We start from the raw sequence: 14,722 nt of genomic DNA on the forward strand, positions 1-14,722 counted from the left end.
GCCGACATGGGCCGGGATCGTGGGACGGCGACCCTGGCACTGCTGTCCTTCGCCATGCTGGTCGTGTCCCTCGACCAGTACATCGTGGTGGTGGCGCTCCCCGACATCGCCCGCGACCTGGGCTACTCCGCTCAGACGCTGCAGTCCGTCATCAGCGCCTACGCGGTGACCTCGGCCGGCTTCCTCCTGTTCGGCGGCCGCGCCGCCGACCTGCTCGGACGGCGCCGCGTCCTGGCCACCGGCCTCGGCCTGTACACCGCCGCGGCGCTCGCGGGCGGTCTCGCGACCGGGCCCGGGATGCTGCTCGCCGCCCGCGCGGTCCAGGGTCTCGGCGGCGCCCTCGTCTTCCCCACCACCCTGGCCCTCGTCAACACCACCTTCGCCGAAGGACGGCTGCGCAATCGCGCCCTGGGCTTCTGGGGCGGCGCCGGTGCGGCGGGACTCGTGATCGGGGTGCTGCTCGGCGGCTTCCTGACGCAGGCCTTCGGCTGGGAGGCGGTGTTCCTGGTCAACGTAGCCCTGGCGGGACCCGCGCTGCTGCTCACCTTCGTGGTGATCCCGCCGGACGGCCCGCGCGAGAGGGGCCGATCGTTCGACCTGCCCGGTGCGCTCAGCGTCACCGTGGGCGTCACCCTGATCGTGTTCGCCCTGGTTCAGGGCCCCGCCCTCGGCTGGCTCTCGGCGGGCTTCCTCGGCAGCGCGGCGGCGGGCCTGCTGCTGATCGCCGCGTTCGCCGTCATCGAGCGGCGCAGCCACGACCCGCTCGTGCCGCCCCGGCTGCTCGCCAACCCCCACCTCGTCACCGGCGTCGTCATCGCGTTCATGTTCATGGCGACGTTCGGCTCGGTGCTCTACTTCCTGTCCCTCCACTTCCAGGAAGTCCTCGGCTACGACGCCCTGCAGACCGGCGCCGGCTTCCTCATCCCCACGGCGGTGGTGGTCGCCGGCTCGACGACGGCGGGCCGGCTGGTGACGAGGTTCGGCCTCAGAGCCACCCTGACCGGCGCGCTCGCCGTCGGCGCACTCGGTGCCGTCGCCCTCGGCTTCGCCGTCGCCCCGGACGGCTCGTACACCGACCTGATCCCCGGCCTGGTGGCGCTCAGCATCGGCGACGGCGTCGTCTTCACCACCATGTTCATCACCGCCGCCACCGGCGTCCCCGACCGGGACCAGGGCACCGCCTCGGGCATCGCCTCCACCGGCTCCGGCGTGGGCGCGGCGGTCGGCCTCGCCGTCCTCGTCCTGATCGCGACCGCCGGCCTCGACGGCCTCTCGGGCGAACGGCTCCGCGCCGCCACGGCCGAGGGGATCAGCACCGCCCTCTTCGTGGTGGCGGGCGGCATCGCCCTGACCTTCCTCACGGCCCTGACCCGCTGCCCGACCCCGCCCGAACCGGCGCCGGCCCCCGTCCCGTACCAGACCCGCCGCTGCTGACAGCCGGGTTCACGTTCCGCCGGGTGGACCGGAAGTCGCCTGCGTGACGGCAGGTCTGGCCTTCCAGAGGTAGAGGCATCCGACGAGCTCGGCGACGCAGGCGAAGGTGAGGAGGAGCGCGGCCGTGGCGGACTTGCTGTAGCTGAGGTTGTATGCGGCGTAGGTCACGCCCGTTCCCAATATGTTCAGAGCCGTCAGGCCCGCGTAGCTCCAGAACACCGATGGACGGCGAACGGCGGCGGATCCGCACCGTGCCCGTACGGCGAGCACCACGTTCGCGACCAGGCTCAGCAGCAGCACCGGCCAGACCAGCAGGCCCGAAGCTCCCTGGAATGCACGCCAGAGGTAGAAGCCGGGTTCTACCGAAGCCAACAGGACTGTGGTGAGGGCCGCCGCCAAGAGCGCCGCCGCCCAGGCGAAGGGCCAGTACGGCACGCTTCTGACGGTTTTGGGGCGAGGGGGCTGCCGGTCCCACACCGGGGAAGTCCTGGGCGCCCGAGGCGTGTCCCTGCCCACCCGGGTCTCGGCCTGGACGACGACCTGGACCTCTGCTTCTCCTGTCGCGGTGCGGACCCGTACGCTGCCCCGGTGATTCCCCGGTCCGGGAAGCCGGGTCGCCTCCACCTTGACCTCGCCCCCGTCCACCACGGGCTCTGCCTTCAGCCACGACGTGTCCGTCGTGGCTTCCAGCTTGGAGTGCGCCACGGGCGGACCCTCCACGGTGATGACGGCCGATGGTCCGATCGAGTCCAGGGTCACCGTTCCGAGGTCCAGCACGCCCGGGCCGATCCGGGGCAGTGCCGAGCGCTTGGCCCTTTCGGCTCGGTGCGCCACGCGGCGGCTGTCGTCCCCCAGCAGCTCGTCCAGTGTCGTCACGGCCGCGAGGGCCAGCCCGATCTCGTCGCCCTGCAGGATGGATTCGAGGTCCTCGATGGCCCACAGCCGGTCTGCGGGGCTGGGCGAACGGACGAGGCCGGCCAGCTCTTGCGGGAGCGACGCGGGTTCGGTCCGCCGCGCAGGGGCCCGGGCGACGGGAAGGTCGCGTCCATGGGCACCGAACACCCACAGGCGAGGCGTCTGGTGGGGCGTCAGCTCGCGGAGCTCATCGCACACGTACTGGTGCAGCTCGGACACGCCGATCTCGCCGTTGCCGTCCAGGTCGGCATCGCCGCTGCGCAGCCCCTTCACCACGGAGCGCGTGTAGTACGACGGCTGCACCGGTTCCGCGCCCCCGGCGACGGATCCGTCGCGCGCGACCTGGACCGCGCTGCAAGCGGCCAGCACCGCGCGCCCCCGCTGGCTCGTGTCGCTGATCTGCTCGAGGTTCTGGAAGCTCTCGCCCACGTGTGCGTCCTGGTCGGCCCGCGTGAGGAGCCCGCGCTCGAACGCACCGGCGTAGCAGCAGTCGAGGATGACGATGGCGCGGCGTGCGCGGCTCGCCAGCATGAGGCTGCTCACGTACTCGGCAGGCACGGCCGTCGAGGCGAGGCGGTCGCACCTGGTGTCCAGGGCCGCGAGGAAGAGCGTGCCGGCTGCGTCCTTCACCCCGTGGCACGAGAAGTGCAGCAGCAGGGTGTGCTCCGACGTGCGGTCGGCGAAGAACTCCTCGACCTCCTCGCGCAGTTCCTGGCAGCCCGGGTCGGAGAGCGTCTCGACCTCGAAACCGCCGACGGCGGGGTCGCCGAGTACCTCGGCCAGGGCCACCGCGTCCTGCGGCGGCGCCCGCAGCGCGGTGAGCTTGCTGTCGCCGTACCTGCTGGTGACGACGACGAGCGCCTTCCTGCGCGACTCAGCCACCGTCCACCTCCTGCGCAGCGCGGCCGGCCGCGGCGGCGAGCAGCCACGCATCGGTCAGTCTGCGCAATTCCGCGGGATCCGCGTCGGTCAGGACCAGGCGCTTGTCACCCATCTCGATGGTGACGTCCGCGCTGGTCGTGGCGCGCTTTCGCCAGTTGCCGACGACGGATACGACCTCCTTCAGGAGGGTCATGGCCGCGGGCAGCGTGACCAGCAGTTCGCTCGCCAGTTCCAGGGCCCCCGCCCGGGTGCCGGGTGGGGCGGGGCCCGCCTCGGCGCGCTCGACGCTCACGACGTCCAGTTCCAGCAGGTCCCGGCGGAGGGTGTCCACTTCCCGCAGTAGCGATTCGATGTCTTCGTCGGACCGCTGGACCTCGATACGCAACCGTTCCGCCATGGGTCATCGCTCCGCAGGGTCGCCGTACGTGCTCCGGCCCGCCCCCTCCCTTCCATTTTGCACCGTTTTGACGAGGGGGCCCAGGGGAGGGGGCGCAGCCGGTCCGGCCGGCTCAGTCGAACCAGCGGTCGCGGGCCAGTTCTGCCGTGCGGGAGGGGTCCTCCAGGAGGGCCGCCACCTCGAAGCGGCGCGGCCACTGGCCCGCCGACCAGGCCAGGCCCGCCGCCACGCCCTCGAGGGTGGAGGCGTGCAGGGTGCCGTCCGGGGTGCGGCGCCAGTCGAGTTCCACGCCGCCCGCGATCAGTTCCTCGTGCTCCAGGTACGTCTCCGGGGTCGAGGGGCCCAGGAGAATCCGGACCGACTGCGGCACCTCGTGCTCCTCGCCCGGGGTCGTCACCTCCGCCGGGACCGTCTCCGAGAGGCGGCGGACCTGCAGGAGCTCCGCCAGGTCGGCCGCGCGGGCCGGGGCAACCGGCAGGAGGGGGAGGCCCGCCGTGAGGGGCAGCAGGTCCGGGGCGTCCGTGATCAGCGCGTCCGCGGCATCGACCACGACGACCTCGCCGTCCACCACCGCCCGCAGCTCGTCCGGGAGCGTGACCTGCTCGGGGTCCAGATCGGCCAGGGCCCCGTACAGGGCGTGCAGTTGGCGGTCCGACACCTCGCGGTCCGGGTCGGCGAGCCGGCCCAGGAGCTCGGCGGCCCCGCCGGGTTCGTCCAGCAGCGCCGGCACGGTCGTGCGTACGCCCAGCGCCCGCAGGACCTGCTCGTCTTCAAAGCCCGTCGCGTCCGCCGAGGTGTACAGGCCCGCCAGCAGCGGGTCGCCGCCCGCCGCGCGCAGACCCGCCGGGCGGCGGCCGTCGAGCACCGGGTGGTCGCGCAGCCACCAGGCGGTGTACGGGCGCACCGACTGCGTGGTCCCGTCCGGCAGCAGGACCCGTACGGGCTGGGTCAGCGCATCGCGCAGCGGGGGCTGCGCGAGCATGGCCAGGGCCTGGGGCCAGCAGTCGTCGTCGACCAGGTCGAGGTCCCGGACCGCGACGAGTTCCGTGGCCACGGGCGGCAGCGGCGTGTCCGGCAGCTGGTCGAGGACGTCCTCGCACCACACGTCCACCGCGTCCAGCAGACCCGCGTCGTCGGGCTCGGCGAAGTCCCCCTCACGGGGCTCCAGTTCGTCCGGGTCGAGGACCACATCGGTGGCGCGGACCAGCTGGAACTCGGCCAGCACCCCGCAGGCGGTCAGCGGCTGCGCACCCCACCGGTCGGCCAGTTCGGCGTCCACGTACGGGACTTCGTCCTCGCGGATCACCGAGGCCAGCGGGGAGCCCGGCAGCAGCAGCTCGCCGGCGGGCGTGAGCTCGCCGTCCTCGTCCGGGAGGGCCAGCGCGCCCAGCCACGGCTCGTCGCCCGGCGCCAGGTCGGCCTCCCGGACCAGGCCCAGGACCACCTCGGCCAGCTCGTCCGCATCGAGGGCGTCCTCGTCCCAGATCTCCCCGGCGTCCAGGGAGGCGGCCACCGCAGCCCGTACCTGCGGGGTCGTCAGGATCGCGCGGGGCGTGGCCGGGAGCGCGCCGAGGCGCTCCAGCAGCGGGTGCGCGGCGTCCGGGTGGGCCACCTTCAGCCCCATCCGGGCCAGGTCCTTCGGGGTGTCCGCGTCGGGCAGCAGCACGTGGCGCGGGCCGATCGTGGTCCGCCCGTCGGCCAGCGGCACCGGCAGGCCCGAGAGCCGGTCCGGATCCACCCCGGCCAGGGTGTCGTACAGCCGGTGCCACCAGTCCGGGGTGCGTTCGATGCCCGCGATCCGCTCGATGGCGTCACCCAGCGGCAGCCGGCCCACGCCCAGGGTGCGCAGCTCGGGCCGGCGCTCCAGCCCGGCGGGGAGCAGGGTCGGCAGGACCTCGGCGAGGACCCGTACGGTGTCGGTTCCCGCGCCCTCGACCACCTCGGCCTCGAACGGGCGCAGGGCGGACCGCTCCTCGGCGTGCTCGGCGGGGGCCGCAGGCGCCAGGAAGGCCGTACGCGGCAGCCGCTGCAGCACGGCCGCGCGCAGCGCCCCGTCCAGCGGGCCCTTGCCGAGCGGTCCGGGCACGAGGTCCACGAGCGCGGTGCTCACCGGGTCCCAGGCGCCCAGCAGTTCGGCGTACGCGTCGGCCGCGCGCTCCACCAGGAAGTCGGTCAGCGGCCCCGGCGCGGGGTGCCGGCGGGCGGTGTCCAGCGGCAGCGTCGCGATGAGCAGGGCGGGGATGCCCAGCGGCTCGTCGGTCGGGGTCGGCGCGTGCACCACGCTTGCGGTGGCCGGGCGGACGGGAGCGCCGTCGGTGTCGACGGGCACGGCCCAGGACACCGTCCAGACCGGCCGCAGCCGCTCCTCGACCGGCCGGTCGGCGAGCAGCGCCCGCTCGATGGGGCCGCTGCGGCGGACGGTGCGCCAGCGGCGGGTCTCGCCCCCGGCGGCTCCTGCCGAGTCCTCGATGACGGTGTACGCGCCCTCGTCGCGGCGGCGGAGCGTGCGGGTGCCCTCCTGCGGGGTCTCCACGAGGATCTCGGCCAGCCCGGGCAGGGTGAGCAGCAGCGCGTCGTCGATGCCGGCCAGCAGCCGCTGCACCAGGTCCTCGGCGGCGGCGTCGCGCAGCGGGAGGACGACCACGGTGTCGTACCCGTCGGGGGCGGTGCCCTCGGCGGGCAGCGGCAGCCGCAGCAGCGGGACGTGCCCGTCGCGGCGGCGCAGTTCGTCGCCGAGGCCGGGGCTGCCGTTGGCGGCGTCGCGGGCCAGCTCGCGGGCCTCGGCCAGGGACCAGCGGACACCGCCGTGGCGGCCGAGCACGGCGGGCTCGTCGGACACCGCGAGGACGGCCGCGAAGCCGACGCCGAAGCGGCCCACGGTGTCGGCGGAGCCGGTCGCGCCGGTCGCGGCGGTCGATGCCGCGGGCTCCCGCTTCGCGGAGGCCCGCAGGGTGCTCAGCGACTCCACGCCCGTCGCGTCCAGCGGGGCACCGGTGTTGGCGACGGCCAGCACCGCGTGCCCGCCCTCGCCGGGGTGCAGGGTGAGCCGGAGCCGGCCGGGCACCCGGGCCCGGGCAGCGGCGTCGGCCGCGTTCTGCGCCAGCTCGACGACGAGCCGGTCGCGGTAGCCGCCGAGTGCCAGGTCCTCCTCGGCGTTGGCGTCCTCCCGGAATCGGGCTGGGCCCGCGCCCCAGGCGTCGAGCACCCCGCGCCGCAGCCGGGCCGTGCCGAAGGGGTCCACGCCGCCCTGGGCCGCCGTCACTCGCACGCTCACGCCGCTGCCTCCAAGCTGTCCTGCACTGCACTGCATTCACCCAATGCCGAATGCCGAGGCCATGAAGGTATCGCGTGCGGCCCCCGGCCGCCGGGGCGGCCGGGCCCGTGCCGGACCACGGGCGCAGGGGGTGCCCATGCGGCCGGCGCGGCCGCCGCTCCCGGCGTCGGGGTCCGCAACGCCGGAGCCCCCGGCGACACGAGGTCGCCGGGGGCTCCGTACGGCTGGGGGAGGCGGGATGCGGTCAGAGCTTCTCGATCACGTAGTCGATGCACGCGGTCAGCGCCTGCACGTCCGCGGGGTCGACCGCCGGGTACATGGCGATGCGGAGCTGGTTGCGGCCGAGCTTGCGGTACGGCTCGGTGTCCACGATGCCGTTGGCGCGCAGTACCTTCGAGATCGCCGCCGCGTCGATGTCGTCCGAGAAGTCGATCGTTCCCATGACGGCCGAACGCTGGTCGGCATTCTGCACGAACGGGCTCGCGTACTTCGAGGCCTCGGCCCAGCCGTACAGGTTGCGCGCGCTGGCCGCGGTACGGCCGGTGGTGAACTCCAGGCCGCCCTGGGAGTTCATCCACCGCAGCTGCTCGTCCATCAGGAACAGGGTGGACAGGGCCGGGGTGTTGTACGTCTGGTTCTTCAGCGAGTTGTCGATCGCTGTCGGCAGCGAGAAGAACTCCGGGATGTGCCGGCCGGAGGCGTGGATGCGCGCCGCGCGCTCCAGCGCCGCCGGGGAGAACGCCGCCAGCCACAGGCCGCCTTCGGAGGCGAAGGCCTTCTGCGGGGCGAAGTAGTAGACGTCGGTCTCGGTGATGTCCACCGGCAGACCGCCGGCGCCCGAGGTCGCGTCCACCAGAACGAGGGACCCGGCGTCGGCGCCCGCGACGCGCTTGATCGGCGCCGCCACACCCGTCGAGGTCTCGTTGTGCGTGTACGCGTACACGTCCACGCCCGCCTCGGCCACCGGCTCCGGGTGCGTACCCGGCTCCGAGGAGATCACGGACGGCGCGTCCAGCCACGGCGCGAGCTTCGCGGCCGTGGCGAACTTCGAGGAGAACTCGCCGAAGGTGAGGTGCTGGGACTTCTGCTCGATCAGACCGGCGGTCGCGATGTCCCAGAAGGCGGTGGAGCCGCCGTTGCCCAGGATCACCTCGTACCCCTCGGGGAGGGAGAAGAGGTCCCGGATGCCCTCGCGCACAGAGCCGACCAGGTTCTTGACCGGGGCCTGGCGGTGGGAGGTTCCGAGCAGGGAGGTACCGGTGGCGGCCAGGGCGTCCAGCGCCTCGGTCCGCACCTTGGAGGGGCCCGCGCCGAAGCGTCCGTCGGCGGGCTTGATGTCAGCGGGAATCTGGATCTCGGCCACGAGCGGAGCGTATCCGGTCCTGGTCCACGCCTTGGAGGCGCGTCCACCCGATGAGACGAGTCCGGCCGGTGGGAGGGTGGGGCTGTGACGTCACCCGGGGAACTCGAACGGACATTGCGGGAGAACCTGCGCGGGGAGGTGGACTTCGGGGCCGCGGCGCGCGCCCTCGCGACGATGGACGCCTCGAACTACCGGCGTGTCCCGGTCGGCGTGGTCGCCCCGCGCGACGCGCAGGACGTGGCGGCCGCGCTGCGGATCTGCGCGGAGGCCGGCCTACCGGTCGTCCCGCGCGGCGGCGGCACGTCGATCGCCGGGCAGGCCACGGGCGTCGGCGTGGTGCTGGACCTGACCCGGCACATGAACGCCCTCGTGTCGCTGGACCCGGAGGCCCGCACGGCCGTGGTCCAGCCGGGCCTCGTGCTCGACCGGCTGCGGGACGCGGCGCGCCCGTACGGGCTGACCTTCGGCCCCGACCCCTCCACCCACTCCCGCTGCACCCTCGGCGGCATGATCGGCAACAACGCGTGCGGGGCCCACTCGGTGGCCTGGGGGACCACCGCGGACAACGTGGCGGAGCTGGCGGTCACGGCGTACGGGGGCTCCTCGTACCGGCTCGGCACGGGCTGGCCGGGAGCCCCGGCGGGCCTGCGCGAACTGGTGTCGCAGAACCTGGCGCTGCTGCGTACGGGCATGGCCGGGTCCGGGGGCTTCTCGCGGCGGATCTCCGGATACGGCGGGCTGGACGCGCTGCTGCCCGAGCGGGGTGTGCAGGTGGCCCGGGCCTTCTGCGGGAGCGAGGGCACGCTCGGGGTGGTGACCGAGGCGGTCGTGCGCCTGGTGGAGGCGCCTCGCGCGCCGGCGCTCGCGGTCCTCGGGTACGCGGACGAGAGCGCGGCGGCGGATGCGGCGGCGGGGCTGCTGGGGTTCGGGCCGCTCACGGTGGAGGGCATGGCGCAGGATCTGGTGGGCTCGGCTTCCGGGCTCCCCGGGGGCGGGGCGTGGCTGTTCGTCGAGATGCGGGACGAGGGGGCGGCGCGTTCCCTCGTACGGGCCGCCGACGCGGTGGACTCGGTCGTGATCACGGACCCGGCGGAGCAGCGGGCGCTGTGGCGGATCCGCGAGGACGCGGCGGGCACGGCGACGCGGACGCCGGAGGGGAGGATGGCCTGGCCGGGGTGGGAGGACTGCGCGGTGCCGCCGGCCCGGCTGGGCGCGTACCTGCGGGAATTCCGCGCCCTGCTGGCGGCGCACGGGCTGCGCGGGACCCCGTACGGGCACTTCGGCGAGGGCTGCGTCCACGTACGGATCGACTTCGACCTGGTGTCGCGGGCGGGGGTCGCCCGCTTCCGGGAGTTCTCTTCGGATCTGGCGGACCTGGTGGTCTCCCACGGCGGCTCCCTCTCCGGGGAGCACGGGGACGGCCAGGCGCGGGCCGAGCTCCTGCCGAGGATGTACGGGGACGAGGTCGTCCGGCTCTTCGGCGCGTACAAGGACGTGTGGGACCCGGCGGGCGGGATGAACCCCCGGATGCTGGTCCGCCCGGCCCGGCTGGACGAGAACCTCCGCTTCGCGGTGCTGCCGGGCGGGGGCCGCTCGGGTGGGGGCCTGTCGGACGGGGGCCTGTCGGACGGGGTGGCACGCTGCGTGGGCGTGGCGAAATGCCGCTCGACGGATGCGCCCGGGCCGGGGGTGATGTGCCCCTCGTACCGGGTGACGGGGGAGGAGCAGCACTCCACACGCGGCCGGGCGAGGCTGCTGCACGAGATGCTGGCGGGCGAGATCGTGACGGAAGGCTGGCGCTCGCCGGAGGTCGCCGAGGCCCTCGACCTGTGCCTGGCCTGTAAGGGCTGCCGCAGCGACTGCCCGGTGGGCGTGGACATGGCGGCGTACAAGGCGGAGTTCCTGCACCGCCACTGGGCGGGCCGCATCCGCCCACTGTCCCACTACACCCTGGGCGGCCTGCCGGGCTGGCTCCGCCTGATCGCCGCACTCCGCGCGGCAGCCCCCGCGAACGCGGCGGCCCGCCACGTCCGCATCCCGGGCCTGACGAGCGAACGCCCGCTGCCCCTGCTGGCCCGCGAGCCCTTCACCCGCTGGTGGCGGCGCACGGGCCGCACCGCGGAGCCCGTCGACCGCTCGTCCGGGCTCGCCCCCGGCCGCTGCCCGGGCGGGGCGCCGAACGATCCGGCCCCGCCGGCGGTCGAGGCGCGGGGTCCGGGGCGGAGCCCCGGGGCCGGGACGGGGCGGGGTGGGGAAGAAGGCCGCCCGCAGGGCCCTGCCCCGGCGCTCCCCGCGGTCGGCGTCACGCTCTGGCCGGACACCTTCACCGAGTACCTGTCCCCACGGACGGGCCGGGCGGCAGTCCGCGTACTGCAGGCCGCCGGCCTTCGCGTGTCCGTCCTCCCGGCGGGCGTCTGCTGCGGTCTGACCTACATTTCCACCGGCCGCCTCGACCGCGCCCGCAAAGTCCTCCGCCGCACCCTCGACGCCGTGGGCGACGCAGACGCCCGCGGCCCCCTCCTCGTCCTCGAACCCAGCTGCGCCGCGGCCCTGCGCACCGACCTCCCCGACCTCCTCCCCGACGACCCCCGCGCGGAGCGCCTCGCCCGCGCCGTCCGGACCTTCGCGGAGACCCTCGAGGAGTGCGCCCCCCACTGGCAGCCGCCCCGCCTCGACCGCCCGGCCGTCGGCCAGACCCACTGCCACCAGCACGCCGTCCTCGGCGACGCCGCCGACCGCCGGCTGCGCGAGCGGGCCGGGCTGACCGGCGAGCTCAGCGGCGGCTGCTGCGGCCTCGCCGGGAACTTCGGCTTCGAGCCGGGCCACCACGAGGTGTCCGTCGCCTGCGCGGAGGAACAGCTGCTCCCGGCCCTGCGCGCAGCCCCGTCCGGCGCGGCGATCCTGGCGGACGGGTTCTCGTGCCGTACCCAGATCGCCCAGCTCTCCGACGCCGGCGGGAGCCGGGCCCGCCACCTGGCGGAACTGCTGGCGGAGGGCCTGTAAGGCAAGGCATGCCCCGATGGCCCTTACGTACCCCTTAGTCTGGATGAATGCCCGCACCCGCCCCCCAATCCGCCCCCACCCCGGCGGCCGTCGGTCCTTCGACTCCGGCCCTCGCGACGCAGGCCTCCTCGACCCAGGCCCTCCCGCCGGCCGCCGGCCCGTCGCGTTTCGGCCCGGTCGCACTCGTGGTCGCGGCGGGGATCTCGGTGCAGTTCGGTGCCGCGCTCGCGGTCATGGTCATGCCGCGGGCGGGCGCCGCGGGCGTGGTCACGCTGCGGCTGGCGGCGGCTGCGCTGGTGCTGCTGGTGCTGTGCCGCCCGAAGGTGCGCGGGTACTCGCGTGCGGACTGGGGCACGGTCGTCGCCTTCGGCGTGGCGATGGCCGGCATGAACGGGCTCTTCTACCAGTCCATCGACCGGATCCCGCTCGGCCCGGCCGTCACCCTCGAGGTGCTCGGCCCCCTCGTCCTCTCGGTCGTCGTCTCGCGCCGGCTGGTGAACCTGCTGTGGGCCGGCCTGGCCCTGGCCGGTGTCGCCCTGCTGGCCGGCCACGGCGGCGGCAGCGGCTTCGGCGGCCTCGACCTCCTGGGCGCGGCCTTCGCGCTCGGAGCGGGCGTGATGTGGGCCGTGTACATCGTGTTCAGCGCGCGCACGGGCCGCCGCTTCCCGCAGGCGGACGGGCTGGCCCTCGCCATGGCGGTCGCGGCGGTGCTGTCCCTCCCGCTGGGGGTGGTCGAAGCGGGCTCCGACCTCCTGGTCCCGAGCACCCTGGCCCTCGGCCTCGGTGTCGCCGTCCTGTCCTCCGTCCTGCCGTACACCCTGGAGCTCCTGGCGCTGCGCCGCCTCCCCGCACCGACGTTCGCGGTCCTGATGAGCCTGGAACCGGCGATCGCGGCCACGGCCGGGTTCCTGCTCCTGAACCAGGCGATGTCGGCGGCGGACGCCCTGGCCATCGCGCTGGTCATCGCGGCGAGCATGGGCGCCGTCCGCTCCCAGAGCCGCAAGGCGGTCGCCTGATGGCGGCGACGGACGAGGTCGACGCGTACCTGGCCGAGGCGCCGGAGGCCCGCCGCGAGGCGCTGACGCGGCTGCGCGAGCTGTGCCTGGCGGAGCTGACGGGCTTCGAGGAGGTCATGGCGTACGGCATGCCGGCGTACGTACGGGCCGGGGCGGAGGCGGGGGAGATCGCCTGGGCGAACCAGAAGCAGTACATCTCCTTCTACCTGCTGCGGACGGACATCCGGGACGCCTTCGCGGACCGCCTGGCCGGACACGACATGGGCAAGGCCTGCCTCCGCTTCCGCCGCCCCCCGGCGGTGGACTTCACCCTGCTCCGCGACCTCCTCCGCGCCACGGCGGCAGCACAACCGGGCCCGGCCTGCACCTGACCAACGGGCCGACCGGCCACGAGCCTGCCTGCCGCATCGGTGGGATGCGCAGACGCACGGCTCCCCGCTTAGCGAAGCTGCCGACCGTTGGCCACCCTGGGGAGAAACGGAGGCCGGTCATGCCCGAGACGGCGCGACAGATCGCCGACGACTTGCGGGCGCGCATCGACTCCGGTGAGTTCGGCCCTGGTGCTCGACTGCCCGGAGAACCGGCACTCGTCGAGCAGTACGGCGTGGCGAAGATGACCGCCGCGAACGCATTGAAGCTTCTGGTCACGGAAGGGGCGGCCTACGCGCGCGCCGGCTCCGGCACCTACGTCCGTGACTTCAAGCCGATCCGTCGCGTGGTCACCCGACGATTGTCCCGGTCCCAGTGGTCGTCCGGGACCTCCATCTGGTCTGCGGATGTGAGCGATCGACCGATGGAGGTCACCGACATCGAGATCTACGAGACGGTGACCGCGCCGCGTTGGGTGACGCGCGCTCTCCGCCTCGAACAGGGTGAGTCAGTCCTCGTCCGTGCTCGCCGGTACGCCGTGGACGGATCCCCTGTACAGCAGGCAACCTCGTACTTCGCGGCCGACCCCGTCCGCAACACCCCGATCACCCGGCCCGACCCCGGCCCCGGCGGCGTCTACGCCCGGTTGGCGGATCTGGGCATGGCCCCCGTCGACTTCACCGAGGAACTCCGGGCCCGCATGCCCAGTTCGGAAGAGGCCGAACTGCTTGCGCTTCTGCCGGCAACACCCCTGGTCGAGATCTACCGGACCGCGCTGAACATGTCCGCGCACTGGCCCGGGTCGTCAAAGCCTTCCGTCGCGCCCTCGACCAGGCGAGCTGACCCATGGCCGTCGGGAACGAGCGTGAGAACGCCGTTGGCCCCGGCCTGGGGAACGGCGCGTGACAACTCCGCCCAGCCATCCGACAGGCCGGTGGACCGGAAGGCGGGGTGACGGTCCACGATCCGGGCTGTCCCAAGGGGACTACGGAGTGAAACGGCAAGACGGTCAGGGGTTCGGCCCGTTCACCGACGCCCCGCTGAAGCCTCAGCCGTAGCGGGACGTCATCGCCGCAAGGGTGGCGCGGATCCGGGCCCGCAGGGGTGGTGGGGAGAGGACCTCCGCGTCGGGGCCCAGGGCCAGGAACTGCGCCTGCGCCTGCTCTTCCGACTCGATCGGCAGGACCGCCCGGGTCCACCCCGCCAGCTCCGGGTCCGGGGCGCCCCCGGCGGCCAGGGCCCGCGCCTGGGCCCCCGTCAGCTGTGCGGCGCCCCGCGGGGAGAGCCGTACCACCGCCTCCTGCGGATGCAGCCGCGCATGGAACTCCTCCTGCGTCCTGCGCCAGTGCGCCGCCAGCTCGAAGCCCTCCGGGAGCAGGCACTCCTGGGCCGTCTCGCGGACCGACAGGATCTGGTCCACCCGGTACGTCCGCGGCCCGGCCTGGCCTGCCGGCCCCGCCGCCCCCGCCCGGGCGGCCACCAGGTACCAGCGGCCCGCCTTCAGCACCAGCCCGTACGGCTCGAGCCGCCGCTCCACCTCCTGCGGCTCCTTCCACCGCCGGTAGCGGACCTCGATCACCCGCCCCCGCCACACCGCGTCCGCGACCTGCGCCAGGTACGGGGTCTCCTCGTGCTCCGCGTACCAACCCGGCGCATCCAGGTGGAACCGCAGCCGCATCCGGTCCGCCTGCTCCCGCAGCTCCGCGGGCAGCGCCGCCCGCAGCTTCAGCTGGGCCGCCGACAGGGCCTGCCCGAGCCCGAGCTCCGCCGCCGGGCCCGGCATTCCGCTCAGGAACAGCGCCTCCGCCTCGCCCGTGCTCAGCCCGGTCAGCCGGGTCCGGTAGCCGGCGAGCAGCTGGTAGCCGCCGCTGTGCCCGGCGTCCCCGTACAGCGGGACGCCCGCCGCGGCCAGCGCCTCCGCGTCGCGGTAGACCGTACGGACGGACACCTCCAGCTCCTGCGCGAGGTCGGCGGCGGTCATCCGCCCCCGGGTCTGGAGCAGCAGCAGGATCGACAGCAATCGGCTGGACTTCACTGACACAGGATGTCAGTGGATTGCTCCTACGGTG

The 14,722-nt window shown here is 74.4% G+C and carries 10 protein-coding genes; 5 read left to right on the plus strand and 5 right to left on the minus strand.

The genetic code is table 11. The annotated features are described in order from the left end of the window. The first annotated feature begins 6 nt into the window (after positions 1 to 6). Positions 7 to 1,434, plus strand: coding sequence for an MFS transporter (locus OG299_RS22455; protein WP_327362404.1), 1,428 nt, complete (start codon positions 7 to 9; stop codon positions 1,432 to 1,434). 9 nt (positions 1,435 to 1,443) lie between these two features. On the opposite strand, the gene OG299_RS22460 is transcribed toward OG299_RS22455, so the two are convergent. The 4 genes from OG299_RS22460 to serC form a co-directional block, all read right to left on the minus strand. Beyond that, the gene (locus OG299_RS22460) at positions 1,444 to 3,231 is read right to left on the minus strand and encodes a caspase family protein (RefSeq protein WP_327362405.1); all 1,788 of its coding nucleotides are present in this window, start codon (positions 3,229 to 3,231) and stop codon (positions 1,444 to 1,446) included. Then, positions 3,224 to 3,628 (minus strand): effector-associated constant component EACC1, encoded by a 405-nt coding sequence (locus OG299_RS22465; RefSeq protein ID WP_327362406.1) that lies wholly within the window; start codon positions 3,626 to 3,628, stop codon positions 3,224 to 3,226. Before OG299_RS22465 ends, OG299_RS22460 begins: the two co-directional genes overlap by 8 nt. 112 nt (positions 3,629 to 3,740) lie before the next feature. Next, the gene (locus OG299_RS22470; RefSeq protein ID WP_327362407.1) at positions 3,741 to 6,902 is read right to left on the minus strand and encodes a sacsin N-terminal ATP-binding-like domain-containing protein; all 3,162 of its coding nucleotides are present in this window, start codon (positions 6,900 to 6,902) and stop codon (positions 3,741 to 3,743) included. 244 nt (positions 6,903 to 7,146) lie between these two features. Further along, positions 7,147 to 8,265 carry a phosphoserine transaminase gene (serC, locus tag OG299_RS22475; RefSeq protein ID WP_266628206.1) on the minus strand — a complete coding sequence of 373 codons (1,119 nt, stop codon included), beginning with the start codon at positions 8,263 to 8,265 and terminating at the stop codon, positions 7,147 to 7,149. A gap of 84 nt (positions 8,266 to 8,349) precedes the next feature. Between serC and OG299_RS22480 the strand changes: the two genes are divergently transcribed. The 4 genes from OG299_RS22480 (at position 8,350) to OG299_RS22495 (ending at position 13,608) form a co-directional block, all read left to right on the plus strand. Beyond that, on the plus strand, positions 8,350 to 11,268 hold the full coding sequence (locus tag OG299_RS22480) for an FAD-binding and (Fe-S)-binding domain-containing protein (protein WP_442817525.1): 2,919 nt from the start codon (positions 8,350 to 8,352) through the stop codon (positions 11,266 to 11,268). Between the two features lie 47 nt (positions 11,269 to 11,315). Beyond that, on the plus strand, positions 11,316 to 12,284 hold the full coding sequence (locus OG299_RS22485; RefSeq protein WP_327362408.1) for an EamA family transporter: 969 nt from the start codon (positions 11,316 to 11,318) through the stop codon (positions 12,282 to 12,284). Continuing rightward, positions 12,284 to 12,655 carry an iron chaperone gene (locus OG299_RS22490; protein ID WP_266628210.1) on the plus strand — a complete coding sequence of 124 codons (372 nt, stop codon included), beginning with the start codon at positions 12,284 to 12,286 and terminating at the stop codon, positions 12,653 to 12,655. The genes OG299_RS22485 and OG299_RS22490 overlap by 1 nt, the downstream gene beginning before the upstream one ends. A 119-nt stretch (positions 12,656 to 12,774) precedes the next feature. Continuing rightward, complete coding sequence (locus tag OG299_RS22495; RefSeq protein ID WP_327362409.1) at positions 12,775 to 13,608, plus strand: GntR family transcriptional regulator; 834 nt, start codon at positions 12,775 to 12,777, stop codon at positions 13,606 to 13,608. A 93-nt stretch (positions 13,609 to 13,701) separates the two neighbouring features. Here the strand turns inward: OG299_RS22495 and OG299_RS22500 are convergent, their stop codons facing one another. After that, complete coding sequence (locus OG299_RS22500) at positions 13,702 to 14,688, minus strand: helix-turn-helix transcriptional regulator (protein WP_327362410.1); 987 nt, start codon at positions 14,686 to 14,688, stop codon at positions 13,702 to 13,704. Between the last annotated feature and the right edge of the window lie 34 nt (positions 14,689 to 14,722).

Origin of the sequence: Streptomyces sp. NBC_01296, assembly GCF_035984415.1 — a bacterium.
GTDB lineage: Bacteria > Actinomycetota > Actinomycetes > Streptomycetales > Streptomycetaceae > Streptomyces.